Annotated in this window: 25 protein-coding genes; 9 read left to right on the forward strand and 16 right to left on the reverse strand. The window is 68.9% G+C overall.

Features of this window, described 5'->3' with window-relative positions:
- Nucleotide 1 precedes the first annotated feature (1 nt).
- Nucleotides 2-802 (forward strand): ABC transporter permease, encoded by an 801-nt coding sequence (locus tag IZR02_RS16625; RefSeq protein ID WP_025102849.1) that lies wholly within the window; start codon nt 2-4, stop codon nt 800-802.
- Entirely contained in the window at nt 802-1,845 is a 1,044-nt protein-coding gene (locus IZR02_RS16630) for an ABC transporter ATP-binding protein (protein WP_025102850.1), read from the forward strand. The genes IZR02_RS16625 and IZR02_RS16630 overlap by 1 nt, the downstream gene beginning before the upstream one ends.
- A gap of 109 nt (nt 1,846-1,954) precedes the next feature.
- Here the strand turns inward: IZR02_RS16630 and IZR02_RS16635 are convergent, their stop codons facing one another.
- Nucleotides 1,955-2,761: a PrsW family glutamic-type intramembrane protease gene (locus IZR02_RS16635; protein WP_162817531.1), complete on the reverse strand. Its 807-nt coding sequence runs from the start codon at nt 2,759-2,761 to the stop codon at nt 1,955-1,957.
- Between the two features lie 121 nt (nt 2,762-2,882).
- On the opposite strand from IZR02_RS16635, the gene IZR02_RS17965 reads away from it, so the two are divergent.
- On the forward strand, nt 2,883-3,755 hold the full coding sequence (locus IZR02_RS17965; protein ID WP_254385405.1) for an alkaline phosphatase family protein: 873 nt from the start codon (nt 2,883-2,885) through the stop codon (nt 3,753-3,755).
- Nucleotides 3,752-4,645, forward strand: a complete 894-nt coding sequence (locus tag IZR02_RS17970; protein ID WP_254385407.1) for an alkaline phosphatase family protein — start codon at nt 3,752-3,754, stop codon at nt 4,643-4,645. Before IZR02_RS17965 ends, IZR02_RS17970 begins: the two co-directional genes overlap by 4 nt.
- Nucleotides 4,646-4,726: 81 nt before the next feature.
- Here IZR02_RS17970 and IZR02_RS16645 read toward each other — a convergent pair whose 3' ends face one another.
- The 3 genes from IZR02_RS16645 to IZR02_RS16655 all read right to left on the reverse strand — a co-directional run bounded on the left by IZR02_RS16645 (nt 4,727) and on the right by IZR02_RS16655 (nt 8,070).
- Nucleotides 4,727-5,377, reverse strand: a complete 651-nt coding sequence (locus tag IZR02_RS16645) for a dihydrofolate reductase family protein (RefSeq protein WP_025102853.1) — start codon at nt 5,375-5,377, stop codon at nt 4,727-4,729.
- A 97-nt stretch (nt 5,378-5,474) separates the two neighbouring features.
- Nucleotides 5,475-6,533: an LLM class flavin-dependent oxidoreductase gene (locus IZR02_RS16650; RefSeq protein WP_025102854.1), complete on the reverse strand. Its 1,059-nt coding sequence runs from the start codon at nt 6,531-6,533 to the stop codon at nt 5,475-5,477.
- A gap of 28 nt (nt 6,534-6,561) precedes the next feature.
- Nucleotides 6,562-8,070 (reverse strand): DUF7059 domain-containing protein, encoded by a 1,509-nt coding sequence (locus tag IZR02_RS16655; protein ID WP_025102855.1) that lies wholly within the window; start codon nt 8,068-8,070, stop codon nt 6,562-6,564.
- Between the two features lie 96 nt (nt 8,071-8,166).
- Here IZR02_RS16655 and IZR02_RS16660 point away from each other — a divergent pair, with 96 nt between their 5' ends.
- From IZR02_RS16660 to trxA, 4 genes are all read left to right on the forward strand, one after another.
- A complete protein-coding gene (locus IZR02_RS16660) occupies nt 8,167-10,362 on the forward strand; it encodes a DUF6049 family protein (RefSeq protein ID WP_025102856.1) in 2,196 nt (731 codons plus the stop codon).
- Nucleotides 10,355-11,971 (forward strand): murein biosynthesis integral membrane protein MurJ, encoded by a 1,617-nt coding sequence (murJ, locus tag IZR02_RS16665; RefSeq protein WP_217316534.1) that lies wholly within the window; start codon nt 10,355-10,357, stop codon nt 11,969-11,971. The genes IZR02_RS16660 and murJ overlap by 8 nt, the downstream gene beginning before the upstream one ends.
- Before the next feature lie 79 nt (nt 11,972-12,050).
- A complete protein-coding gene (trxB, locus tag IZR02_RS16670) occupies nt 12,051-13,025 on the forward strand; it encodes a thioredoxin-disulfide reductase (RefSeq protein WP_025102858.1) in 975 nt (324 codons plus the stop codon).
- Nucleotides 13,026-13,093: 68 nt separating this feature from the next.
- Nucleotides 13,094-13,417, forward strand: coding sequence for a thioredoxin (gene trxA / locus IZR02_RS16675; RefSeq protein ID WP_025102859.1), 324 nt, complete (start codon nt 13,094-13,096; stop codon nt 13,415-13,417).
- A 110-nt stretch (nt 13,418-13,527) separates the two neighbouring features.
- Here the strand turns inward: trxA and IZR02_RS16680 are convergent, their stop codons facing one another.
- The 12 genes from IZR02_RS16680 to IZR02_RS16735 all read right to left on the reverse strand — a co-directional run bounded on the left by IZR02_RS16680 (nt 13,528) and on the right by IZR02_RS16735 (nt 25,464).
- Nucleotides 13,528-13,863 (reverse strand): hypothetical protein, encoded by a 336-nt coding sequence (locus IZR02_RS16680; RefSeq protein WP_025102860.1) that lies wholly within the window; start codon nt 13,861-13,863, stop codon nt 13,528-13,530.
- A 9-nt stretch (nt 13,864-13,872) separates the two neighbouring features.
- The gene (locus IZR02_RS16685; RefSeq protein WP_197426474.1) at nt 13,873-15,321 is read right to left on the reverse strand and encodes a sugar porter family MFS transporter; all 1,449 of its coding nucleotides are present in this window, start codon (nt 15,319-15,321) and stop codon (nt 13,873-13,875) included.
- Between the two features lie 61 nt (nt 15,322-15,382).
- Nucleotides 15,383-16,357, reverse strand: a complete 975-nt coding sequence (locus tag IZR02_RS16690; RefSeq protein WP_062765882.1) for a ParB/RepB/Spo0J family partition protein — start codon at nt 16,355-16,357, stop codon at nt 15,383-15,385.
- Nucleotides 16,357-17,229, reverse strand: coding sequence for a ParA family protein (locus IZR02_RS16695; RefSeq protein ID WP_283398922.1), 873 nt, complete (start codon nt 17,227-17,229; stop codon nt 16,357-16,359). The genes IZR02_RS16690 and IZR02_RS16695 overlap by 1 nt, the downstream gene beginning before the upstream one ends.
- 3,219 nt (nt 17,230-20,448) lie before the next feature.
- The gene (gene rsmG / locus IZR02_RS16700) at nt 20,449-21,096 is read right to left on the reverse strand and encodes a 16S rRNA (guanine(527)-N(7))-methyltransferase RsmG (RefSeq protein ID WP_025102864.1); all 648 of its coding nucleotides are present in this window, start codon (nt 21,094-21,096) and stop codon (nt 20,449-20,451) included.
- Nucleotides 21,097-21,120: 24 nt separating this feature from the next.
- Nucleotides 21,121-21,612: a protein jag gene (locus IZR02_RS16705; RefSeq protein ID WP_025102865.1), complete on the reverse strand. Its 492-nt coding sequence runs from the start codon at nt 21,610-21,612 to the stop codon at nt 21,121-21,123.
- Entirely contained in the window at nt 21,609-22,679 is a 1,071-nt protein-coding gene (yidC, locus tag IZR02_RS16710; RefSeq protein ID WP_217316535.1) for a membrane protein insertase YidC, read from the reverse strand. The genes IZR02_RS16705 and yidC overlap by 4 nt, the downstream gene beginning before the upstream one ends.
- Nucleotides 22,680-22,682: 3 nt before the next feature.
- Entirely contained in the window at nt 22,683-23,033 is a 351-nt protein-coding gene (gene yidD, locus IZR02_RS16715) for a membrane protein insertion efficiency factor YidD (protein ID WP_025102867.1), read from the reverse strand.
- Nucleotides 23,030-23,380, reverse strand: a complete 351-nt coding sequence (gene rnpA / locus IZR02_RS16720; protein WP_081811539.1) for a ribonuclease P protein component — start codon at nt 23,378-23,380, stop codon at nt 23,030-23,032. Before rnpA ends, yidD begins: the two co-directional genes overlap by 4 nt.
- 6 nt (nt 23,381-23,386) lie before the next feature.
- Nucleotides 23,387-23,524 carry a 50S ribosomal protein L34 gene (rpmH, locus tag IZR02_RS16725; RefSeq protein ID WP_022879826.1) on the reverse strand — a complete coding sequence of 46 codons (138 nt, stop codon included), beginning with the start codon at nt 23,522-23,524 and terminating at the stop codon, nt 23,387-23,389.
- A 129-nt stretch (nt 23,525-23,653) separates the two neighbouring features.
- Nucleotides 23,654-24,145, reverse strand: a complete 492-nt coding sequence (locus tag IZR02_RS16730) for a hypothetical protein (RefSeq protein WP_029989164.1) — start codon at nt 24,143-24,145, stop codon at nt 23,654-23,656.
- Entirely contained in the window at nt 24,142-25,464 is a 1,323-nt protein-coding gene (locus IZR02_RS16735) for a hypothetical protein (RefSeq protein WP_025102869.1), read from the reverse strand. Before IZR02_RS16735 ends, IZR02_RS16730 begins: the two co-directional genes overlap by 4 nt.
- A gap of 113 nt (nt 25,465-25,577) precedes the next feature.
- Between IZR02_RS16735 and IZR02_RS16740 the strand changes: the two genes are divergently transcribed.
- Nucleotides 25,578-26,213 (forward strand): hypothetical protein, encoded by a 636-nt coding sequence (locus IZR02_RS16740; RefSeq protein ID WP_025102870.1) that lies wholly within the window; start codon nt 25,578-25,580, stop codon nt 26,211-26,213.
- The last annotated feature ends 183 nt before the right edge of the window (nt 26,214-26,396 follow it).

Raw genomic sequence — 26,396 nt, forward strand, 5'->3', positions numbered from 1 at the left:
CATGGTCCGTTCCGTCCCGATCCTCGGCCGTATCCTCGCGATCCTCCTCGGCGTCATCGTGACGCTGTACATGCTCGTCCCGTTGCTCGTCGTCGCCGGCGCCTCGGTGGGCGAGAACCGCTTCCTCACGTTCCCCGGCCAGGGCTTCACGCTCGACTGGTACGTGGAGGCCCTCACCTCCGACACCTACCTGGAACCGTTCCGTCTGAGCCTCGTGGTGGGTGTGACGGTCGCGATCCTCGCCGCCGCCATCGGCACCGCGGCCGCCCTCGCGCTGACGCGGTTCCGCGTTCCGGGAGGCGCGGCGATCCAGGCGCTGCTGATGTCGCCGCTGACGATCCCCACGATCATCCTCGCGATCGGCGCCCTCTCCATCGCCTCGCTCACGATCGGCTCCCCGAATGTGGGCGTGCTCATCGCGATCCACGTGGTCATCGCGATCCCCTACGTCATGCGCACCGTGACCGGCGTGATGACCCGTGCCGACCACTTCACCGAGGAGGCCGCGCGCACCCTCGGCGCCGGCACCTGGAACCGCTACCGGCTCGTGGTGCTGCCCATCGCGCGTCCTGGCATCGCGGCCGGAGCGTTCTTCGCCTTCAACATCTCGTTCGACGATGCGGTCATCGCCCTCTTCCTGCGCACCCCGCAGCTGGAGACCCTGCCCATCGCCATCTACGGCCAGCTGGAGTTCAGCACGTCGCCCACCGTGGCGGCCGTCTCGACCCTGATGGTCCTGCTCACCGTCGTCCTCATGATCGTCCTCGAACGCATCATCGGCCTGGGAAGGTTGTTCGTCTGATGACAACGCTCACCATCACTGCACTCACCAAGGACTTCAAGGGGACGAAGGTGCTCAAGGGCATCGACCTCTCGATGCGGTCCGGCGAGTTCGTCTCGCTCCTCGGGCCTTCGGGCTGCGGGAAGACGACGCTGCTCCGCTGCATCGCCGGGCTCGAGTCGCCGACGAGCGGCACGATCGAGATCGCGGGGCAGGACGTCACGAAGCTGCCGCCCGAGAAGCGTCACCTCGGCATGATGTTCCAGAGCTATGCGCTCTTCCCGCACATGAGCGTCGCCGAGAACGTGCGCTTCGGGCTGCGGATGTCGGGCGAGAAGTCGAAGACGGAGCAGAAGGAGCTCGCCGTCCGGGCGCTGGAGCGTGTGCAGATGGGCCACCTCGCCGATCGCATGCCCGCGCAGCTCTCCGGCGGACAGCAGCAGCGCGTGGCCCTGGCCCGCGCCATCGCGTTCGAGCCGCGCGTGCTCCTGCTCGACGAGCCGCTGTCGAACCTCGATGCGCGTCTGCGCGAGGACATGCAGGTCGAGCTCAAGGAACTGCACCGCACGCTCGGTCTCACGACCGTGTTCGTCACGCACGACCAGGAGGAGGCGATGAGCCTCTCCGACCGGATCGTGCTCATGAACGGCGGGATCATCGAACAGGAGAGTGCGCCGGCGGAGCTGTACAGCGCCCCGCTCACGCCCTTCGCCGCCGACTTCATCGGTGCCGCGAACCTCCTTCCCGCCACGCGCTCCGGCGCGATCGCGACCCTCGACGGCACCTCCGTGCAGGTCCCGCTCACGGGCGCCGGACCGGACGGCTCCGGCGAGGTCGTGCTCCGGCAGGAGGATCTGCATCTGTCGCCCGCGGCGGGTCCGGGTGCCCCCGTCCCGGTCGAGGTCATCGCGCACGTCTACCGCGGCGCCGACGTCGTCTACATCGTCGAACTCGCGGGGCGCCGCCTCCGCGTGGTCCGTCCCCGGCACGAGGACCCGCTCCCCGAGGGCGCGGCCGGTCTCGGCTGGCGTGACGGCGCCGTCCTCTGGATCCCCGCCGCCTGAGCCACCCCGCGCACAGCTTCGGAGATCAGCCCCGACGCGCCGTGCGGCCACCCCGCACGACGGCGTGGCGGCCGCGATCTCCGAAGCTGTGCCCGTCCGACCGGGCAGCTCAGACCCGGCGGGTCAGCACGAGACGGAGGGTCACGGCGAGGATCGTCGACACCACGATCCAGCCGAAGGCCGTGCCCAGGGCCACGAAGAACGAGGCCTGATCGGTGGCGCCGGCCACGTTCCCGTAGTTGATCGCGCCGTGGGCCCCGATCGCCACCAGGAGTCCGGCGAGCGCGAGGAGCGGGCGCGACCAGGCGCGTCGGGCGTCGAGAGCGAGACCGAGCGCCGCGCCGGTCCAGATCGTGAGCGCGGCATGGGTGGGGAAGGTCAGGGTGCGGACGATCCACGTCGCGATGCCGGAACCGAGATCGTTCGCCGCGATGTCCGCCGCGATCGCGGAGGCGTCCTCCACCGCTGCGAAACCGACGCCGACCAGGGCCCCGACCATCGCGCCGAAGAGCACGCCGCGCAGCCCGATCCGCCGTGCGAGCAGAAGGATGAGCAGCACCCCGAGGCCCTTCCCCACCTCCTCCACGACGGGCGTCAGCACCCACATCGTGGGGATCGCCTCCCGGAGGATGCCCTGATCGTCCACGTACATCGCCTGCTCGGCAGACCACGCGCCGATCCCGGTGGCGAGGAGCACGGCCGCGCCGGCGCCCCAGGCGAGGGCGAGCAGGGACGACCCCCATGACCGCGCACCCCGCGGAGCGATCCAGCGGGCGACGAACGTCGTCACGGCTGCCGCGGGCAGAACGGCGGCGAGACACAGGAGGAAGACGGGGCCGGATTCGATCGTGAACAGCACGATCGCGAGTGCCAGCGGGAGGAGGAAGACGGCGAGCACCACGGGGCGGCGAGTCACGAAAGGGGCGGTTTCGGAGGGACGACCGCGGAATGCACTCCCCGATCCTTCCAGACCCGTTCCGCGACATTCCTGGGACACCGGAATGCTGCACTGGCTCGCGCGGTCATAGGATCGCGGCATGGTCGACGACGACAAACCCTCCGGCGCCTCTCCCCGCGACCCCTCCCGGCGCGGATTCCTCACCGTGGGCGGTGCCGCCCTGGCCGGAGCGGTGATCGGGGGCGCGGGAGGAGCGGCGATCGGGGCCTCCGTTGCCGGGGCCGGAGGCCGGGACGGCTTCGCCGACGATCCGGATCCGTTCGCCGCACTCGCGCCCCGCTCGGAGCCCGGCTTCGATCACGTGGTCGTGGTGATGGGCGAGAACCGCTCCTTCGACAACCTCCTCGGCTACCTCCACACCGCCGAGACGCTGCCGGCGGGCGAGACCTTCGAAGGTCTCGCGTTCGGCACCCACAGCAACACCGCCCCGGACGGCACGGTGGTGGAGGCGCACGTCTACCGGGGGGACACGGATCGCATCATGAGCCTCCCCGATCCGGACCCGGGTGAGGAGTACCCGCACGTCAACACGCAGATCTTCGGCACCGTCGATCCGAAGACCAACGCCGACCTGTTCGTCGACGAGATGACCACGCCCTTCAACGCCCCCACCCACGGGGAGAAGGCGACGATGTCCGGGTTCCTCGAGGACTACATCATCAACTTCCGCCGACTGCGCGACGGGAAGGAGCCGAGCCTGGACGAAGCGCGGCACATCATGGGCTCGTTCTCGCCGGAGATGCTCCCGGTGCTCTCCACCCTCGCCGCCGAGTTCGCCGTGTTCGACCACTGGTACGCCGGAGTGCCCTCCCAGACCTTCTGCAACCGCTCCTTCTTCCACGCCTCGACCTCGCACGGCTTCGTGACGAATCAGGGGGCGGCGGCTACCGGAAGTGGCTCGACGCCCCGGCCGCACCGACGGTGTTCAACCGCCTGGAAGACCGCAAGGTGAGCTGGCGGATCTACATCGACAAGCTCCAGCTGGTCTCCTTCACGGGGATGCTGCATGCGGCGGTGCTCGAGAAGTACTGGCGCACGGATCATTTCGGCACCATGGAGGACTTCTACGCCGACGCGAAGAACGGCACGCTCCCGGCGTACGCGTTCATCGAACCCCGGATGGTCTACGACCACAACGACTTCCATCCGCCGTTCGGGAAGCCGCGGGAGAGCGTGGTCGACGGCGAGCCCGTGTTCGACAGCGCCATCTCCGATGTGCGGGCGGGCGATCGGCTCATCCACGACATCTACGAGGCCGTGCGCACGAGCGCGACGCCCGGCGGCTCGAACGCCGTGAACACCCTGCTGCTCATCACCTTCGACGAGCACGGCGGCTGTTACGACCACGTGCCGCCGCCCGCGGCCACGAAACCCACGAAGGACGCCGGCGCCGGGGAGATGGGTTTCACGTTCGACCGGCTCGGCTGTCGTGTCCCGGCGATCGCGGTGTCGGCGTACACGCGGCGCGGCACGATCATCCACGACGAGATGCACCACGGATCGGTCACGGCCACGCTGTCGCGCCTGCACGGCCTGGAGCCGCTGAACGACCGGGACCAATCGGCCAACACGCTGCTCAACGTCGTGAACCTCGACAAGCCGCGGCACCCGGCCGACTGGCCCGTCACCACACCCGCGTACACCCCGCCGAACCCCGAAGACGGCACCCCGCAGCCGAACGACGCGGATCACCTCAAGCCGCTCACGCCTCCCGCCCGCGGCCTGCTCGGGCTCCTTCTCGCCCGCTACGGCGCGCCGGGCGAGAAGGAACCCGAGACCTTCGCCGACGCGTTCCGGCTCCTCCACGAGCACGGCGAGGAGCTGTTCGGCCCTCCGCTCTGACGCCGCACTTCCGCACGAGGTCGCAGGGATTCACGGAGTCCCCGCGACCTCGGTGCGATTCTGCGACCGCGCGCCGGCGCCTCAGCCCTCGCGGGAGAACGTGATGTGGGTCACTCCGGACTCCGCGACCTCGGACGTCACGCGATAGCCGGCCTCGAGGCCGCGCAGGTCATCCCAGAGTCGGATGCCGCTGCCGATGAGGATGGGTGTGATGCCCACGTGCAGGTCGTCGACGAGCCCGGCGCGCAGGAACTCCCGGACCGTGGTCGCCCCGCCGCCGACGCGCACATCACGCCCTCCGGCCACCGCCACGGCTTCCCGCAGCGCCTCCTCCGGTGTCGCGGAGAGGAAGCGGAAGCTCGTGCCGTTCGCGAACTCGATCGACGGGCGCGGAGTATGCGTGAGGACGAACACCGGCACCTCGAACGGCGGCTCCTCGCCCCACCAGCCGCGCCACTCCGGGTCGTCCGGGTTCGCGTGGAGCCCGAACATCCCGGCGCCCATGATTTCGGCGCCGATGCCCTGGAAGTACTGCGCCGCGTACTTCTCGTCGACCCCGGTCGTGCCCGCGCCGCTCGTGTCGTGGAAGACGCGCTCCTGGAAGGTGCGGGTCGCCGTGTAGGCCGCGGTGAGTCGTCCCCAGTCCTCGCCGAAGGGGTTCTCCGGGGTCTGATCGGTCGTCGTGGCGAAGCCGTCGAGGGTGATGTTGAGGTCGACGCGCACGCGGGTCATGGTGCCTCCGAAGCGGTGGGGACGGGCACCGGTCGGCGCGCCGTCCCCAGCGTCGGGCGTAACGCGGCCCCTGTCAAGAGCGGACCGCCGTGCCGGATCAGGCCACGGGGTCGCCCTGGACCGGACCCTCCGTGTTGGGCTTCCACCCGAGGGCCGGCGCCACGTGCTCCGCGAACGCCTCGAGCACATGCAGGTTGTACTCCGGCCCGAGCTGGTTCGGGATCGTCAGCATGAGGGTGTCCGCGGCCATGACGGCCTCGTCCTGTCGGAGCTGCTCGATGAGCACATCGGGCTCCGCGGCGTAGGTCTTGCCGAACGTGGAGCGGAACCCGTCGATGATGCCGATCTGGTCGGCGTTCTCCTCGCTGCGCAGCCCGAAGTAGGCGCGGTCCATATCCGACACGAGCGGGAACACGCTGCGGCTGACCGAGACGCGCGGTGTGCCGGTGTGACCGGCCTCGCGGTAGGCGGAGCGGAACAGCTCGATCTGCTCGCGCTGCAGCTCGTGGAACGGCTGCCCCGTGGCCTCCGTCACGAGCGTCGAGCTCATCATGTTGAGCCCCTGGCGTCCGGTCTCCTCGGCCGTGGCGCGCGAACCCGAGCCCCACCAGATGTGGTCGCGCAGCGTGGGCGACTGCGGCTCGATCGCGAGGTACTGTCCCGCGCCCACCATGCGGGGGTCGCCGGGGGCGAGTCGCTCGCCGTCGATGGCCCGCAGGAAGATCTCGAACTTCTCCCGTGCGAGCACGCTGCCGCGCTCCGGGTCCTCCTCGTCGCGGAAGCCGAAGGTCTCGTAGCCGCGCAGCGCCGTCTCGGGTGACCCACGGCTCACGCCGAGCGCGATCCGGCCGTCCGCGATGAGGTCGAGTGCGGCCGCCTCCTCCGCGAACTGGAACGGGTTCTCGTAGCGCATGTCGATCACGCCGGTGCCGACCTCGATCCGCTCGGTGCGCGCGGCCATGGCCGTCAGCAGCGGCATCGGGGACGCCGCCTGGCGGGCCCAATGGTGCACGCGGACGTAGGCGCCGTTGACGCCGAGCTCGTCCGCGCCCTCCGCGATCTCGATGGTCTGCTTCAGCATGTCGCCTGCGGTGCGGGTCGCCGAGCCGGGCACGTCGGCATAGTGACCGAACGAGAGGAATCCGAAAGCCTTCATGGTGTATTCGAACGCATGGAAGCCGGGACTATTCCCCCGGGAGGAGGAAGCCGTCGAGCACGAGTCCCCGGATGCGCGGCTCGAGCTCCGCCCACAGCTGCGGGAAGGGCACCTCGAAGAGGTCGGCAAGGGCGGGGGCGATCTGCAGAACCTGGAGCTCCCCGTCGCAGGCGCCGACGAACCCGGCGAGCGCGGGATCCACCGCGACGGTCCGCGCGAATCCGCCGCCCTGACGCAGCTCGATCACGCTCGGGTCGTCGTTGCCGGGAAGCAGGTGGCGCGCCTCCGTCACGTCAGGGGCCACGACGAGGGTGTCCGGCAGTCCCTCGGCGAGCGCATCGTGGGCCGCCAGGCCGAGAGCGAGCGCCGCCCCCACGTTCGCCACGGGCTGCGAGACACGCTCCGACCGCCGCAGCGGCTCGCCCTGCTTCCGGCGGAGCAGCACATAGCCGAAGCCGATCGCGGTCACACCCCGCGCCGCGAAGTCGTCGAGCCACGCGGTGAGCAGCGGAGTGAACGCGGCGTCGCGCGGCGTGATGCCGCCGTCCCTGATCCAGAGCTCGGCGTACGCGAGGGGCGACAGCTCCTCCCGCTCCACCACCCACAGGTCGAGGTCGGCGGGCACCCACGCGTCCAGCCGGGCAAGGCCCGTGATCCCCGTGCGGGACTCCCAGTTGCCGAGAAGCTGCGCGATGCCGCCCGGGGTGAGGTGGGCCGGTGCCGTGCGCACGAACTGCTCGACGAGCGCGTCGCCGACCAGACCGCCGTCGCGGTAGTCGTAGGCGGGCACCCCCTCCGTGCGCGGGGTGATCACGAACGGCGGGTTCGAGACGATGAGATCGAACGCCTCCCCGGCGACCGGCTCGAACATGCTGCCGTGGCGGAACTCGATGTTCGTGACCCCGTTGAGCTGCGCGTTCAGCGCTGCGTAGGCGAGAGCCCGGCGGGAGACATCGGTGGCGACGACCCGGCCGGCTCGCCGCGCGACAAGGAGCGCCTGGATGCCGCAGCCCGTGCCCAGGTCGAGGGCACGATCCACCGCGAGCGGCACGACCGTCTCGGCGAGCGTGCGCGAGGCCCCGCCCACGCCGAGCACGTGATCGGCGGGCAGCGGACCGTCGAGGGCGACCTCGTCCAGATCGCTCGCGATCCACCACTCCCCGACACCGTCCTCGTCGACGAACGACTGCGGGCGCAGCAGCGCGACCGGGATCACGGAGTCGGCGTCGACCGTCGCCAGCCCCAGGGCCTCCAGACCGTCCACGCCGAGGGTGGGCAGGGCGCGCTCCACCGCCGCGCGGGGCTGCGGAAGCCCGAGCACCAGGAGACGTCCGAGGGTCGCGAGCACGCCCTCGTCCCCGGCGATCGCCCGCAGGATGGGTTCGCGCAGGCCGCGGGCGAGGGCATCGTCCGCCTCCTCTCCCCAGAGGCGACGCAGGGGCTCGGATCGGAGGTCGGCGGCGTCGAGATCCGCGGCGAACGCGGCACTGCGGAGCGGGTCGGGATGGGGGGCGGGGGTGTCGGACACGGCCGTCACTCTACGCGTCTTCAGGGTTCTCCTCCCTCCGGCCTCCTAGAATCGCAGGGTCAGTACTCACGATCCGCCTCCTCCCGGCGTTCGAGGAAGACCTTCATGACCGCGATCACTCCCGAGACGGGCCTCCGCGCGCGCGTGCGCCGGCTCGCGGCGTTCGTGGTCGCCGCCGGCGTCTGCGTCCTGGGGGTCGGCGGACCGGCGATGGCGGCCGACCAGCCCCCCGCGGACGACGACCAGCGGGTGGAGCTGCATGTCACGGCGGGCCTGCGCGGCACCGTCGCGCCGGGCACGTCGACCTCGGCGGTGATCACGATCGACAACGAGACCGCGTCGGAGCTCTCCACGGGCCGGGTCGAGGTCGAGCTCGGCAGCACGCCGCTCGGCGACGATGCCGCCGTCACGAACTGGCTGGACGAGGGGCGTGCTGCCGGTTCGTTCCTCCCGCTCGGCGACGAGACCACGAAGACGGCCGAGGCCGGAGGATCCGCGACCACGACGGTGTTCGTGCCGCAGGAGACGCTCGAGCCCCTCGCGCCCGGCGTGTACCCGCTGCGGGCCGTCCTGAGCGATGCCCGCACGAAGGACACCGCGGGGCAGCGCACCACCACCTGGGATGCGACCGCGACGAGCGTCCTCGTCGTCACCTCCGCGCCGACCAGTCCGATCGGGGTGCTCGTCCCGATCACCGCGACCCCGGCCGGCGGAGCCCTGCTGAGCGCCGAGGAGCTCACCGACCTCACCGCCCCCGACGGCGACCTCACCGCACAGCTCGACGGCGTGGCGGGGACGACGGCCGTGCTCGCACTCGATCCCGCCATCCCCGCCGCCATCCGCGCCCTCGGCACGGCCGCCCCCTCGACGGCCACGGACTGGCTGGAGAGGCTCGACGAGCTCCCCAACGCCCGCTTCGCCCTGCAGTTCGGCGACGCCGACCTCACCGTGCAGGCCCAGGCCGGTCTCCCGGATGCCCTGGCGCCACTCCCCCTGACCTCCCTGCTCGACCCCGCCGCCTTCCCGCAGCAGCGCGCCGTCACGCCCACGAGCACGCCCGGGACCGCGGCGGTACCGTCTCCCACGCCGACCGACGGCCCCGCGCTGCCCACCGATGAGGAGCTGGCGGAGATCGACGGGGCCATCCCGGGGATCGTCTGGCCCGAGAGCGACCTCGCGCAGGGCGACCTCGCCGCCTTCTCCGGGTACCTGGACCGGAAGACGACGACGGTGGTGTCGTCGACGACGGTCGGTGGGCAGAGTTCCGCCCACGCGACGTCGGGCGGCCAGGACCTGCTCGTCATCGACGCCGCCACGTCCGCCGCGCTGTCGGCCGCCGCGGCCGAATCCTCCTCCGCCCCGCGTCAGGCGCACCTGGCCGAGGCCGCGGCGCGGCTGTTCCTCGCGGGCGCCCGTGCCCCCGGTGCCCCGCTCCTCGTGGGGCTGGATCGCGACGAGAACCGCTCGGCCGACGCGCTCCGCGACGCGATCTCGGCGGCGGACTCCGTCGGATTCGAGCTCTCCGCGGTGCGCGCGGCCCCTGCCGCCTCCGTCACTGTCCCGGAGGCCGCTGCGGCCACCAGGGCCCCTGACCTCGCGAACCTGCTCACGGACGAGGGCGCCCTCACCGCGTTCGCCACCGTCCTCGACGACCCCCTCGTACTGCTGAGCCCGGAGCGCATCCGGATCCTGCGCACGATCGCGGTCGGCTCGTCCGATGAGGCCTTCGCAGAGAAGGTCGCGGCCCATCGAGCCCGCACCACCGAGACGCTCGGCGCGGTCAGCATCCCCGACTCCAGCACCATCCAGCTGCTCACGGCCAACGCCGACCTGCCGATCGCGGTGCGCAACGACCTCTCCTGGCCCGTGACCGTGCGGCTGTTCGCGGCTCCCAGCGATCCGCGCCTCGAGGTGAAGCCCGTGATCGACGTCGAGGTGCAGGCGAACTCGACGACCAGGGCGAAGGTGCCCGTCTCCGCCCGGGTGGGCAGCGGCGAGCTCGATCTGCGTCTCGCGCTGACCAGCCCGACGGGAGTGCCGATCCAGTCGGAGCAGACCGTCCGCGTGGCGGTGCGGGCAGAGTGGGAGACCATCGGGCTCGTCATCTTCGGCGGCCTGGCCGTGCTGCTCATCGCTCTCGGCGTCGTCCGCACGGTGCGTCGGAAGCGCCGGGAGGCGATCGAGGAGCAGGCGGTCGAGGCAGCCGTCGAGGAACTGATCGAGGAGAAGGAGGCGGAGGCCGCGGTGCAGGAGCGTCTCGACGGCCCTGATGCCCCTTCCGCGAAGGAGTCGCGTGACTAGTCTCGGGCGCGCCAGCGCCATCATCGGCGCGGGCACCCTGGTCTCCCGCGTGACCGGGCTGCTGCGCAGCATCATCCTCGTGGCGGTGATCGGCTCGTTCGGGTCGGGTCCTGCCGACGCGTTCGCCGCGGCCAACACCCTGCCGAACAGCGTCTTCTCCCTCATCTCCGTCGGGATCCTCACCGCGGTCATCGTGCCGCAGATCGTCAAGGCCACGGCTGACGCCGACGGGGGAAACACCTTCATCTCGAAGCTCTTCACCCTCGGCACCGTCGTCCTGGTCGCCGTCACGGCGGTGGCCACGATCGCAGCACCCTGGCTCGTGCAGATCGTGGCCGGCGGGTTCTCGCCCGCGACCCAAGCGCTCGCGACCGCCCTCGCCTACTGGTGCCTGCCGCAGATCCTGTTCTATGGCCTCTACGCGCTGCTGGGCGAGGCTCTGAACGCGCGGCGTATCTTCGGGCCGTTCACCTGGGCCCCCGTCGTCAACAACATCGTCTCCATCATCGGGTTCCTCATCCTCGGGTGGGTCTTCGCACCGGTCTCCCGGAACTCCGCCGAGTGGACCCCGGAGATGATCGCCACTCTCGGCGGCACGGCGACCATCGGCATCGCCGTGCAGGCGCTCATCCTGCTCCTGTTCTGGAGGCGGACGGGCCTCTCCCTCCGTCCGGACTTCCAGTGGCGAGGGGTCGGCCTCGGCAACGTGGGGAAGCTCGCGGGATGGACGTTCCTGATGGCATTCGCCTCCCTGGCTGCGGGCGTGCTCCAGGGCAACATCGTCAGCAACGCGTCCGGCACCGGGGCGTCCCTCGCCGTGACCACGAACGCGTGGCTCATCTTCATGCTGCCGTACTCCGTCATCGTCCTGTCGATCGGAACCCCGTACTTCACGCAGATCAGCGAGCACGCCGCCGCAGGTCGCGATGACGAGGTCCGGGGGGACATCTCGCGAAGCATCCGCACTCTGCTCTTCTTCATCGTCGCCGCCGTCGCCGCCGTCGCCGCCGCGGCCATCCCCGCCTCCCGCGTCTTCACCGAGAGCCCCTCGGATGCCGAGGGCGCGGCCATCGTCCTCCTCTGCTATCTGATCAGCCTCATCCCGCTCACGATCCTGTTCATCGTCCAGCGCACCTTCTACGCCTACGACGACACGCGCACGCCCTTCTGGTTCACAATCTTCCAGTGCACGTTGATCGTCGTGACCGCGCTGGGCGCCGCCGCGCTCCTGTCCGCAGAGGTCATCGCCCTGACCCAGCTGGCTGCCGCCGTGGCTCTCGGCCAGTCCATCGCCAGCACGCTGCAGACGATCGTGGCGACCTGGCTGCTGCATCGCAAGATCGGCGGGCTGGGCGTCCTCTCGTGGATGCGTGCCCTGGCGCTCTTCGCGATCGCCGCGATCCCGGCCGGTCTCGCCGGCTGGGGCACCTTCCTCCTCCTCGGCGGGACGACGGGATGGGCGACGTCCGGAGTCATTCCCGGCACCCTGGCGACCGCCGTCATCGGCCTCGTCGTCGTGCTCGTCTACGTCGCGATCCTCGCGGTCTTCCGCGCCCCGGAGCTGAAGGCCGCCGGCGGCCTCGTCCGCCGCTTCCTTCCCGGTCGCTGACGCGGGAATGCCCCGCGGTTACCATGGGTTGAAGCAGTCGGACGTCTTTCGACAGCACCGCCTTTCTAACGGAGATCACATGCGTCAGGTCATCATCATCGGCTCCGGCCCCGCCGGATTCACCGCTGCCATCTACGCGGCGCGCGCGAACCTGGAGCCGCTCCTCATCGCGAGCTCCGTCGAGGTCGGCGGAGAGCTCATGAACACGACCGAGGTCGAGAACTACCCCGGCTTCCCGGAGGGCATCCAGGGCCCCGAACTCATGGCCAAGTTCCAGGAGCAGGCTGAGAAGTTCGGCACCGAGGTGCTCTACGACGACGTCACCGAGCTCGACGTCGCCGGCCCCGTCAAGAAGGTCACCCTCGGTTCGGGCGCCACCCACGAGGCGAAGACCATCATCTACGCGACGGGTTCCGCTTACCGCAAGCTCGGCATCGAGGGCGAGGAGCGTCTCTCCGGCTTCGGCGTCTCCTGGTGCGCCACCTGCGACGGCTTCTTCTTCCGTCAGAAGACGATCGCCGTCGTCGGCGGCGGTGACTCGGCGATGGAGGAGGCCACCTTCCTCACGCGCTTCGCGGACAAGGTGTACGTCATCCACCGCAAGGACACCCTGCGGGCCTCGAAGATCATGCAGGAGCGCGCCTTCGCGAACGAGAAGATCGAGTTCGTGTGGAACAGCGAGGTCGTGGAGATCCTCGGCGACAACGCCGTCTCGGGCGTGCAGCTTCGTTCCACCGAGGACGGCTCGCTGCGCGACCTGCCCCTCGACGGCCTGTTCATCGCCATCGGCAACGACCCGCGCACCCACCTCGTCCACGAGAAGCTCGAGCTCACGCCCGAGGGGACGATCTGGGTCGACGGTCGCTCCTCGCGCACGTCGGTTCCCGGAGTCTTCGCCGCCGGCGACGTGATCGACCCCACCTACCGCCAGGCCATCACCGCCGCCGGGACGGGCACGATCGCGGCCCTCGACGCCGAGCACTTCCTCGCAGACCTGGAGGACTCCTCCGTCGAGGTCCCCGCGGCCGAGGCCGCCGAGGTCATCACGGCCTGACCACGGCCGGGAACACTTTCCTCCCGCCCGTTGTTGCAACAGGCGAACCTCGAACAAGGAGAACTCTGATGAGTGCAAAGGCAACGAGCCAGGCGACCTGGGAGCAGGACGTGCTGCAGGCCGATGGTCCCGTGCTGGTGGACTTCTGGGCCGAGTGGTGCGGTCCGTGTCGTATGGTCGCGCCGGTGCTGGACGAGATCCAGTCCGACAACCCCGACAAGATCACCATCCTCAAGCTCAACGTGGACGAGAACCCGGAGCTGGCCATGAAGTACCAGATCACGTCGATCCCGGCGATGAAGGTCTTCCAGGGCGGAGAGGTCAAGACGACGATCATCGGCGCCAAGCCGAAGTTCGCCCTCGAGCAGGATCTCGCCGCTTTCCTCGGCTGATCCCCCACGACCACGAAAAGGGCCGCACCTCCGGGTGCGGCCCTTTTCGCATTCTCCGCGCCGCCCGTACCGGTCAGCGACGGATCAGGAGAGAACGAGGAGCATCGGCGTCAGGAGGCGTCAGCGATGCGCGGGTCCCAGCGACGGTGTCGCTGCTTCTCATCCAGAAGCCCCCAGACGGCCGGGGTGAGCTCCGGGTATTCGAGGGCGATCTGGCGCAGCACCCGGTAGTGTCGTGCGGCGTTGGGTCGCACACCGTCGTTCGCAGCGATGTTGTCCGCACGGAGCAGGTAGACGACGAGTTCGTCGACGCTGGGCAGCTCCTCCATGAACTCCCAGGGGTCCTCACCGCCCAGAAGGCGCTCCTGGACGAGGACGGCGAGTTCGTCCGACGCCTCGGCGCGCAGCACTTCCAGGCTGGCGCGACGGGGGACGGATTCGGTCATCCCTCCAGCCTACGCGCGTGCGCGACGGGGTCGGCGCTCCACCTTCGCATCCTCGCTCATGTCCTCGAGCTCGCGGCCCTTGGTCTCCGGCACCTTGAAGAACACGAAGAAGAACGACAGCAGCGCGAAGAACGCGTAGAAGCCGTACGCGAAGGTGAGGCCGATCTCGGCGAACGCCGGGAACGTCGTCGAGATGAAGAAGTTGGCCACCCACTGCGCCGCCGCGGCGACGGCGAGAGCGCCGGCACGGATCGAGTTCGGGAAGATCTCGCCCAGGAGCACCCACACGAGCGGGCCCCAGCTCGCACCGAAGAATACGACGAAGCCGTTGGCGCAGATGAGGGCGACGGTGGCCCAGGGATCGGGCAGGGTCGCGGTTCCGGAGGCGTCGAGCGTGCCGAACGAGAAGGCGAGCGCCATGAGCCCGAGGGTCACCGTCATGCCGACCGAGCCGACGAGGAGCATGATCCGACGACCGACCCGGTCGACGAGGAGGATCGCGACGATCGTGACGACGATGTTCGTGACGGAGGTGATGACGGACGTGAGGAGCGCGCTGGACTCGTCGAAGCCCACCGACTGCCACAGCGTCGTGGAGTAGTAGAAGATGACGTTGATGCCGACGAACTGCTGGAACACCGACAGCAGGATGCCGACCCAGACGATCGGCTTGAGCCCCAGTCGGCTCCCCCGCAGATCCCGCAGCGACTCGGAGCGCTCCGTGTCGATCGTGCCCGTGATCTCCTTGATCTTCGCTTCGGTGTCGATCGTCCCCGTGACGGTCTGGAGCACTTCCGCGGCGCGCTTCACCTCGCCCTTGCGGACCAGGTAGCGCGGCGACTCCGGCAGCCGCAACGACACGAGTCCGTAGACGAGCGCGGGGATGGCCGCGACCATGAACATCCACCGCCACGCGGTCAGGCCCCACAGCGGCTGGTCGGCCTCCCCCGCGATGCCCGCCAGCAGGGCGTCGGACAGGAGGGCGGCGAAGATGCCGAGGACGATGGCGAGCTGCTGCAGCGATCCGAGCCGACCGCGGATCGCTGCCGGCGAGACCTCCGCGATGTACGCGGGTGCGATCACCGACGCCGCACCGACGCCGAGGCCGCCGATCACGCGCCAGACGATGAGGTCGACGACACTGAAGGCGAGGCCGGAGCCGATCGCCGAGACGAAGAACATGGCCGCGGCGACCACCATCACGGGGATTCGTCCGAACTTGTTCGAGACGGGCCCGGCGAACCAGGCCCCCACGGCGCAGCCGATCAGGGCGGACGACACGGCGAAGCCCTTGAGGCCCGTGCCCAGATCGAAACCGGAGACGTCTCCGGCCAGAGCGTCGACGGCGCCGTTGATCACCGCGGTGTCGAATCCGAAGAGGAATCCGCCCAGAGCCGCCGCGATACTGACGGCGATCACGCGACGCTTGATACTCGCTGGATCAGCTGATCTGGACATGACATCCCCCTCGCATCGTCAAGATGACGCGAGTCTATGTCACCCCCGACCGGGGGCGCGGTCACCGCGCGGAGCCGTACCCTTCTTCGCCCAGCTCCTCGAGAATGCGGTTCAGATCCTGGATCGATGCGAAATCGATCGTGACCTGGCCTTTTCGTGCACCCAGGGAGATCCGGACGCGCGTGTTGAGCCGGTCTCCGAGCTTGCCGGCGACCTCGTCCAGGTAGGCCCGCCGCGCACCCGGGGTGGGCTTGGGAGTCTTCCCTGCGGACGGCTGCGACTTGGCGGCTTCCTCCGTCGCGCGAACGGACAGGTCTTCGTTGACGACCTTGTCCGCCAGACGCTGCATCGCTTCCGGAGAGTCCACGCTGAGGATCGCGCGGGCGTGTCCGGCGGTCAGCACACCGGCGGCCACTCGCTGCTGCACCGGCACCGGCAGCTTGAGCAGGCGGATGGTGTTGCTGATCTGCGGACGGGAGCGCCCGATGCGCGTGGCCAGCTCCTCCTGAGTGATGCCGAAGTCGTCGAGGAGCTGCTGGTAGGCCGACGCCTCTTCCAGGGGATTCAGCTCCGAGCGGTGGAGGTTCTCCAGCAGCGCGTCACGCAGGAGGTCCTCGTCGGCCGTGTCGCGGACGATGGCGGGGATCGCCTCGAGTCCGGCCTCGCGGGCGGCCCGCGTGCGCCGCTCCCCCATGATGAGCTCGTACTCGCCGTCGCTGTTCTTCCGGACGACCACCGGCTGCAGTACGCCGAACTCACGGACGCTGTGCACGAGTTCCGCGAGGTCCTCGGGGTTGAAGTGCGTGCGGGGCTGCCGCGGGTTCGGCACGATCGCCTGCGGGTCGACCTGGATCAGGTGGATCCCCGGCACCGCCTCGAGTTCGGTCTCGGGCGCGGCGTTGGCGCTCGCGGAGGGAGCCTCGGGGGTCGGAGCGATCTTCGCACCGGGGAAGAACACGTCGACGGGACGCTCGGTCTGGTCCGCCGTCGGGATGAGGGCGCCGATGCCGCGGCCGAGTCCAGTGCGCTTCGCCATTATTTCTCCTTGCTCTGCGTCTGTCGCGACGCGATTTCGACGGCGGCCTCGCGGTACGCGATCGCCCCGGCGGACTGACCGTCGTAGGCGATGACCGTCTGGCCGAAACTGGGGGCTTCCGACACACGGACGGAGCGCGGAATCACGGTGTCCAGCACCTGCGAGGGGAAGTGGGACCGCACTTCCTCCGCCACCTGCTGGGCCAGCCGCGTCCGTCCGTCGAACATCGTGAGGAGGATGGTCGACAGATGCAGCCCCGGGTTGAGGTGCTTCTGGATCATCTGGATGCTGCCGAGCAGCTGGCTCAGACCCTCCAGGGCGTAGTACTCGCACTGGATCGGGATGAAGACCTCGTTCGCGGCAGTGAAAGCGTTGATCGTGAGCAGCCCGAGGGAGGGAGGGCAGTCGATGATGACGAAGTCCACCGGATGGTCCGCGAGGTAGTCCTCCAGAGCCCGGCGGAGGCGGTGCTCTCGCGCCACCTGCGCGACGAGTTCGATCTCAGCACCCGCAAGATGGATCGTGCTCGGCGCGCAGAAGAGATTCGGGCTCTCGGGGCTGGGCTGAACGATCTCCGCAAGGGGGAACTCGTCGATGAGGACATCGTAGACACTCGGGGTGTCGGCGTTGTGCGGCACCCCAAGGGCAGTGGAGGCGTTCCCCTGCGGATCGAGGTCGATGACGAGCACCTTCGCGCCCAGTCCCGCAAGCGCGGATGCGATGTTCACGGCGCTGGTGGTCTTACCCACACCGCCCTTCTGATTCGACACCGTCAGGATGCGAGTGTCGCCACTGAACTCGACGGAGACCCCTTCCAGCGCGCGGCGCCGGGCGGAGAGATCCGCGATTTCTCGCGCGAGGGGTGTATCCATCCCGAACGACTCGTTCGACGATGCCTTCTCGGACTGTTTCACGTGAAACATCCACTCCTTTCGGGGCCGCGTTCCACTCTAATCGCAGGGACCGACCTCGCAGCACAGGCGCGACCAGGCAGCAGGGTGCGTGCCTCGCGCGCCGTGTCCGCCGAATGGACCGCATGGCGCTGGACACGGACGTTTCACGTGAAACGCCTGGCTGCCCTCCCGTCCTGGAGAACGGCCTAGGTGCCACACCTCTTTGGCCTGTGGTCCGGCGTGACGGGCGGAACTGGCTTCGGCATCATCCGCGTCCTCCGGATCACGTCGGATCGGGAGCAGACTTCCACCAGGTCCGCGAATCAGCGCCTCGTTCACCGATTCGGTCGCATACGAGGCCCTGGCACGCTCTCCCCGGCCACCGCAGATGCTCCTCCCCCCCCGTCTGTGTTTCCGCGCAGTCCCGCACCCCAGAATCCGTAAGGGCCCCGACACCGGGGCCCGGGCCTGGACATGGGCACTCCGGCACACGCAGGCCCCACCTCTACGGGTCCCAATCGGAGACCGAGACAGCCACCACGGAGCCAGGCCACCACGCGGGAACGCTCACGGTGCTGGCTTCCTTGTCCTGTCTGAGCAGCCCCCTGCACCCCCCAGCTCGCCCGAACCACGCCAACGTCGTGTGAACCTCCACATCGTGCCTTGGTCTACCCCAGGAACTCGGCGCAGTCTGCGTGCGTCTTGGTGCTCCGTTCGCGCCCGCCTCCACCCGTCGCTACCGCGCGGGCCACAAGTGGCGCATGCCCCTCCCCGGCACGCAATCCACGCGTCCGGTGAGAACGCACTGCTCCTTACGCGTGGGAACAGGCGATGAGTCCATACTCTCGGTGCCGTTTCACGTGAAACGCCCGGGCGTGCCCCCTGGGGGCGTGCGCTCACTCCGTGTCGCTGAGTACCGCAGGTGATCCAGGAGGCCGGCGTCACGCGATCTGTCGAAGACCGCGAGCACTGACGCCCGCTGGAGTGCGCCCTCCATGCCGTGCCGCAATCGAGTAGCTCAGCACCAGTGCTCGCCACGGTATGCCCCCGCGATTTCCCCAAGCCGACACGCGAGCTCCCGTGCGGACCCCGTCGATATCACGGCCATCCGTCGGCGCTCGGTCACGCACATGAAACCCACGCAGTCGCCGGCCCAGAAAGCACAACTCATTCCCCCGCGCCCGCCGGGGTGCTCACTGCCGCCTACAACCAGAGAATCAGACAGCCCACGCCGAATCCCTCACCAGCGGAGCACCCGCGCCCGCCAACGACCGCTCACCAGCCGTGTCAAACACCGCGGGCACCACCGTGAGCGTGGGGCAACCCACGACCGACCCCCCACGACTAACGCCTCACGACGAACTGACTCTCAGCGTGCCGGGCTTCGTCAGATGACACAACCGCCCCGACCCCCGCCGCACCCGAGAGGGTGTGCCCGTGAACCAGCGGCACGGCGCCCGGCTCTCGGCTCTGCGCGCTGCGATCCTTAGCCGGGGACGCCGCGCGGCATTAGATGCTGGGCTTGGATAGCGAAACGCCTGGTCACCTCACGGCCCGCGGTCCGTACCCACCTGCTGTCGCGGTGTTTCACGTGAAACTGCCGAGTGACGCCCGACGCTAGCCTCTACGTGCTGCCACCCGTGGCCCATGCGGCCTCGCAGCATGAGGCAGTCCTTTTGGGTATTGTCCCGGCCGTCCCGCACACCCACAGCCCTCGGCCGTCAACCGCTGTCAGTCATGGTTTCACGTGAAGCAGCCGTACCTGGCCGATGCTCGGCAATGCGCGCAGCACTCCCTGCCAACTCCCGCCGCGCGGCGGATCAGGCACGGCCCTTGGATCGCAAGGCGATCGCTCTGCTTACTGAGAGCCCTGCACCCCCGCAGGTGTCGCCAGCGTTTCACGTGAAACGGCCGCACCCCTCCCCGACCCTTGTCCCTGCGCTCTACGCTCCTTGACCTACGTCGCCGCGCAGCCGTACGTACTGGCTCTGCCAGCGAGGCGACATCTCGCCTCGATACCGGGGCTTGGCCACCAGCTGCATTCAGCTGCCGTTTCACGTGAAACGTCGGTCCGGCACTCAGCCCTCAGCGCACCGACAGGGTCGGACGCCAGACGCTGCGACTGCCGACAATGCGCCCGCGTACGCTATCGAGCCGCCCGGACCCTTGGTGAGCCGCAGTCCAGTTACCTCGTCGCCCTTGTTCCACATGAACGGACCAGGGCCGACAGGGCGCCGGCAAAGCAACGCACACACCTCTCATCAATGTGTCCGGGGCGGCTGAGCCAGCCAGTCCTCCACCCGCCGTCGCGAGGACGCGCTGAGCGGGGCCGAACTTGCATTGCCACCCGATCTCGTATCTGGGCGCCGCTTTTCGGATTGCGGGCCCCACGACACATCGTGCCAGGCGTTCGTGACGAGTGGTTCTGCACGGCACGTGGCGTGGGCACCTATTGGGGCGCCCGGGCCCTGCTCGTGCGGACACGGAAGTCCTGCCTTGGCAGCTCCGGGAAGACAAGGTGTGGCGACAACAGTTACGGCGCGGACGCCGCCCCACCCCAACGGTCGACGCGCACGGCGCACCCTCAACCGACGTCCCGCCCGCCTTAGTGACACCTCCCCCTCACCATCGCGCCACGGCCCATCCGCGTTCAGGTACCCACTGATGAGGCCAGGGAAACGACACCTGTCGACGCATCGGCGCACGGCAGTGTGACGGTTACCTACTCCCCTGCATCGCTTTCCTATCCGCCTCGGCCAACGGTGCGGAAATGAAGCTGTTTCACGTGAAACAACTCGAGTCCGCCGCAAGGAGAGATCTGCCGTAGACCACCCGAACTGCAGCGTTCACACGCGCCATGCAGACGTCCGGACCCGTCAAGTTCGCCGCAGCCAGTCGGATTCACGCCCATTGCGCGGCGCACCGACTCAGCGCTTCCCAGCCCTGGCGCATCGATCCGCGCAGCGGCTCAATCGATGCGACGACAGGACGAACCTTCGCGGGGCGCGGTGAACGACGACTGCTCCGACTTCGATCTGGACGAACACAGCCGCAACCGCAGCGGAGCGGCCTACGGACGTGATCGCACGACATCGCCCCATGGAGAGTGATCTCCCGGCGACGTATCGACGGCGCCGGAAACATGGGGGCACGGTAGGACCCCGGGTCAGCCCCGTGTCCCGGGAGACGGCGACGTCTTCAGCGCACGGAGGCGCGGACGACTCGAGTGGTCTCCGGGAGCAACCCCTCGCCCAGCACTTCGACCCGAACATCCGCGAGCTTGAACTTCGCGATCTGCTTCCGTGCCGCTTCGATCTCGTTCGCGGCGTTCATCCCCTTCAACAGGGCCAGTTCCCCACCATCGCGGACCAGCGGAGCGGTCAGAGGGATCAGGGTCCGCAATGCGCTCACCGCACGAGCCGTGACGACATCGAAGGCGCCCTTCGCACGCACGTCCTCGGCACGCGCGCGGAGAATGGTGACATTCGTGAGCTCCAGGTCGTTCAGTTGCTCAGTCAACCAATTGATCCGACGCTCCATCGGCTCCACGAGGGTCCACGACACGTCGGGCCGCGCGATCGCGAGCACCAGACCGGGCAGTCCGGCCCCGGACCCGATATCCGCGACGGAGCCGTGGAAGAGGGGCGCGGCGATCGCGCTGTTCAGGATGTGGCGCGTCCACAAGCGCGGCAGTTCCAGCGGCCCGATCAGGCCCCGCTCCTCCCCCTCACGCGCAAGGGAGTCCGTGAACCGTCGAGCGAGTTGCAGGCGCTCCCCGAAGATCCGGGCAGCGACGGCCGGCTCCTGCTCGACGGTCTTCTCGCCGAAATCCTGCGTCTCGGACACGTGCCAGCGCTCGCCTTCCGCGCGTCAGTGCCGACGCAGGACCGTGTGGCGGTCCGCGCCCTCGCCGTACGACTCGGAGACGAGCCCGCGCTCGGCAGCGATGTCGTGGACCAGCTTGCGCTCATAGCTCGACATCGCCGGGAGCGAGGCCTGCGACGAGCCCTCATCGAGCTTCGCGGCCGCCGCCTCGACCAGAGTCACGAGCTGACGGCGCCGTGCGTCGCGGGATCCGCCGATGTCGAGGATGAGGCGCGAGAACGAGCCGGTCTTGTTCTGGACGGCGAGACGCGTGAGCTCCTGCAACGCCTGCACGGTATCGGGAGCGGAGAGCAGCGCGAGCCCGTCCCCCTCGGCCTCGACGGAGACGTAGGCGCGACCCTGACGGACGTCGAGGTTCAGATCACCGTCGATGTCTGCGATGTCGAGCAGCTCCTCGAGGTAGTCCGCCGCGACATCCCCCTCGTTCTCGAGCTGCGCCACAGTGGGCTCTGTGCTCCCGGTCACGACCTCGCTCATGACGCGTTCCCCTTCTTCTTCGCACGCTTCTTGCCGACCGGCTGCTGCCGCTTCGGCGCCGCCGCCTTCGCCTTCTCGGCCTCCTCGAGCAGACGCTGCTGCTCGGCCTCGTAGGCAGCCATCGGGACGACCTTGCCGGAGGAGTCGATCGCCTTGCCCTTGCGGGCGAGCCGCTCCTCGCGAGCCTTGGCGGCTTCAGAGCCGGGAGTCGGCATCTCACGGATGACGAGGAACTGCTGCCCCATGGTCCAGAGGTTCGAGATGAACCAGTACACGACCACGCCGAGCGGGAAGAAGACACCGGAGAAGATGAAGCCCAGCGGCAGAACGTAGAGCATGATCTTCTGCATCTGGTATGCCTGGCCGGTCTTGGCCTCCGGCGAGAGGTTCTTCGAGATGATCTGCAGCTGCGTGAAGAACTGCGACGCGATCATCAGGACGACCAGGGTGATCAGGATGATGATCGCCGTGACGTTCTGGGCCTCGATCGCGTTGCCGAGGTTCTCGTGCAGGGACGCGACCCCGAAGAGCTTGGCGTCGTAGAACTCCTGCGTGAGTTCCGCGCTCAGCAGCCCGACACCGCCGACGCCCTGCGTCGCATGCTTACTGACGTCGCTCAGCACGTTGTAGAGCGAGAAGAAGATCGGCATCTGCACGAGCAGGGGCAGACAGCTCGACATCGGCGTCGTGCCGTGCTTCTTGTACAGCGCCATCGTCTCGCGACTCATCGCCTCGCGAGAGAGCTGGTCCTTCTTTCCGCGGTACTTCTCCTGGACTTTGCGCAGTTCAGGAGCGATTTCCATCATCTTCCGCTGGCTCTTGATCTGCTTCACGAACAGCGGGATGAGCGCTGCACGGACCACGATCACGAGGCCGACGATCGAGAGGACCCAGGTGATGCCGGACGCCGCCGGGAGACCGACGGCCGTCAGCAGCCAGTGCCAGGCGACGAGGATGAGCTCGACGACCCACTTCAGCGGCCACAGGATCGTGCCGAGCAGGTCGAATCCGCCGGATGCCGGTTCCGGGCTGGGGGTGGCACTGGCGAACAGAAGGTCAAGACCCACCGATCAGTCCTTTCGGGAGGGGACGACGAAACCGTGTGCGGTCAGGTCGTAGCGGAAGTGTCGATGCGGTGTGACGTCGTCGACGCCTCCGCGAGACCAGGGGTTGCAGCGGAGGATGCGCCACGCCGAGAGCAGAGCCCCCCGCACGGCGCCGTGCTGCTGCACCGCACCTACAGCGTAGGCGGAACAGGAGGGGTAGTACGCACACACGTCCCCGTACATCGGCGAGACCACCTTGCGGTACCCCGCGAGAAGAGCCAGCACGGCGTTGCGCGGAAGGAGCGGAATGCTCCGGAGCACGTCGCGTCCGTGCATCTCTCCCGTGCCCACCGACGACGCCGGCAAGGCGGTCATGATGTGGCCTCGACGGGCGCGAGCCGCGCGAGACAGCGGTGCACGTCACTGCGTAGTTCCGCATACGACGCCGTCGCCGACGCAGGAAGGGCACGGATGACGACATCCGTGCCCTGAGGAACACGTGGGAGCGCCTCCGCACAGACGGCTTTGAGTCGCCGGCGCACGGTGTTGCGCACCACAGCGGTGCCCACCTGCTTGCTGATGATGAAACCGAAACGCGCTGCTCTGCTCTCACCGGTCGCCAGCATGGAGGTGAGGACGCGGGCCCCGCCACAACGCGATCCGCGTCGAACGACCAGTCGGTAGTCGCTCCCGCGGGTCAAACGGAACGGGCGGGCGAGCACAGCTGCTTACGCGGAGAGCTCGGTACGGCCCTTCGCGCGGCGTGCCGAGAGGATGGCACGGCCGGCGCGGGTGCGCATGCGGGCACGGAAGCCGTGCTTCTTGGCGCGACGACGGTTGTTGGGCTGGAAGGTGCGCTTGCTCATGAGATCACTCCGGGAATGCTGCCACCGGATTCACTTCGACCGGAGACATAGGGAACTGCCGTACAGGCATAAGTCAACCGATTAAGGGTACGTCTTGGCGGCGCACAGGGCAAATCTGCCTGTCACGGCCTAGGCGGCCCCGCGCGCGAGGGTGCGATCCACCTCCGGCGGCGCCCACTGCCGAAGGCGCACCGTCACCAGTCCGGTCGCCGAGCCGTCACCGACCCCGTAAGCGAGGACCACACGGTCCGGGTTCACCCTTCCACCATCCGGGGTGATGGTCATCGCGACAGGCCGAAGCGCCCGCAGGAACTCCTCCTCCGAGCTGTCCCTCCCCCAGCGCGCACCCTCCCACGCCTGGAAGAGCTGCGCCGCGGCGGAGTCCTCCCGGCGCAGCGCGGACGCGATGGTGTCCCGGGCGAGGCCATCGGCCACCTGGGGGTGATCGAGCATCACATCGATGTCGTCGACGGCCGCCTGCGTCAGCCGGTCGGGATAGTCGATCTCCAGTCGCGCGCGGATCTGCTCTCCCGCGAAGTCGATCGTCTCCTCCATGGCGCCGCCGCCGGCGCCGCCGTCGAGAAGGATGGGTCCGAGATGCCGACTCTCCATGGCCGTCACACCCCGAGATCCGCGCTCAGGCGCTCATCGGCCAGCAGCGTCCGCACCGTCTGCTCCGCGTTCGCATCGGTCTGGAAGTAATCCGCCACCGTCGCGTCGAACAGGTCGTGGCCGCGGGAGTACTCGGCGATCGTCAGGTCAAGGCAGCGCACGACGAGGGCATGCAGGGCGGTCGCCTCTGCGTGCGTTCCGTTCGAGGACCAGCCGATCCCCGCGCTTCGCGGCGTGGGCGCACTGGCCGGTGCGCTGCCGAGCGCCGATCGGGCACCGGACAGCGTCTCCTCGATCCGCCCCATGTTGCGTGACACGATGTTCGCGTCCGTCTTGTCGATCCGCATCGCCCCGTCGCGGACCGGATACTCGCCCAGGGTGGACGCGTCGAGGTTGTAGCTCACGAGATCACCGCGGATCGTCGCTTCGGCGGACGTCAGCATCGTGGCCAGCGCCTTCTCCTGGGCGGTGATCGTCTCGTCCAGCTTCTCCAGCGCGTCGGTCAGGGACTTCAGGATCGTGTCGTAGGAGCTCCCCGAGATCGCGGCATTGGCGGTGATACCGGCGAGGGCCGTGTTCGCCGCGAAGGCCACACCGCCCAGACCGGCGACGGCAGCGACGGTTCCCGCGCCCGCCGTGACGATCGATCCCACTGCACCGGCGACCGCGGCGAGCACCGTCAACTGGAACGTCGCGGTCGCCGCCGACGAGTTCTTCGCCTGGGTCTCCCAGGCCACCCGGGCGCTGTCGCAGATCGTCGCGACGTCGTCACCCACCGCCGGCCACATCGCCCCGCACGCGGCGTAGTTCGCCTGGAGGATCTTCGCGGCCTGCCCGATGCCCGGGTGCACCGCCGAGAACTGGGTGTAGTACTTGTCGACGAAGGGATCCCGGAAGCTCCCGTCCATCCGGTTCAGGACCACCTCGGCGACGGTCCCGTTGGATGTGGCGATATCGCTCCCGCCCATGGCGTTCGGATCCGTCCCCGAGGCGCCGAGCTGAGCTGCCGCCGCGTTGGCGGCACTCTGCGGGGTGGCACACGCGGAACCGTCCGGGAGATTCCGCCACCGCTCGACGAGGCCGTCGATCGTGGAACGGATGGCGTCGAACTGGGCGACGCAGGACACACCGTCCCCGTACCCCACGCTCTCACCGCCGCCGGAGCCGTCGGCTTCGGGCCGGAAGTACTGATACGGGGCCCAGCCCCACTTCGCGTAGGTGCCCTCGTTCCCCCACACGGGGTCGAAGCCCTGGTCCGCCATCCAACAGTCGATGGCGGCTCGTTTCATCTTTCCGATGATCTCGTCCAGCTCGGCGTATCCGGCCACTTCTCATCCCCCCGTCTCGTCGAATGAGGGCGGCATCGATCCGGTCGACCATGCGAACCGGAGGACGTCCGTATCCCCCCGGGTATGCTATTCGAACCGTCGATGAGCGGGAAGTGCTGTCCCAGCGAGAGGCCGCGATGACCCACCAGCAGACCCATTCCGACTCCGGTTCCGAGACCACCCGCGACGGCAGGCGGACTCGGACGCTCCCCACCGCGGCGATCGCCACGGGAGTCGTCTCTCTCATCCTCCTGGTCGCCCTCGCCGTTCCGTACTACGCGCTCCAGAATCCCTGGCTGATCCCCGTCTTCGTCCTCGGCGCCGCAGCCGCGATCGGCGGAATCGTCCTGGCCCGCCGCGCGCGCCGCGCTCCTTCGGACGAGCGCCGCACGGCGGGTCTCGGGCTGGCAGCCGCCCTCGCCGCCCTCCTCCTCGCGCTCATCCTGCTGATCGTCTTCCTGAGCGGACTCTGGTCACCCCCGCTGAACAAGGTGTTCCTCGAAGGAACGGGACCGCAGTCCGGGGTGACAGCCACCTTCAGCAGCGACACCGAGACCAGGACCCTCCCCTGGCCGGCGGTCGGGAACGCGCAGTACACCACGTCGGAGTCGTCGGCCTGGATCACGATCACGGCACCCACCGACAGCGACGATCAGACGGTGGGATGCAAGATCTACTGGAACGACGAGCTGGTCGTCGAGGAGACGTCGGATTCCGGCACGGTCAGCTGCGAGTACGACGCCGACTGAGAGCACTCGCCTCCGCTCCACACAGGAGCTATCCACAACCCCGGCCACGCGACCGAGCCGCCACGGGGCTTGATTCTCCGCGGCAGGTTGCCGTTCCCGACGACGATGACTAGCGTGGGCATCCGTAGTTATCCACAGGGCAGCCTCTCCCGCGCTCCCTTCCCGAACATCGTCCGGAGCACC

Source organism: Microbacterium paraoxydans, assembly GCF_019056515.1.
Classification (GTDB): domain Bacteria; phylum Actinomycetota; class Actinomycetes; order Actinomycetales; family Microbacteriaceae; genus Microbacterium.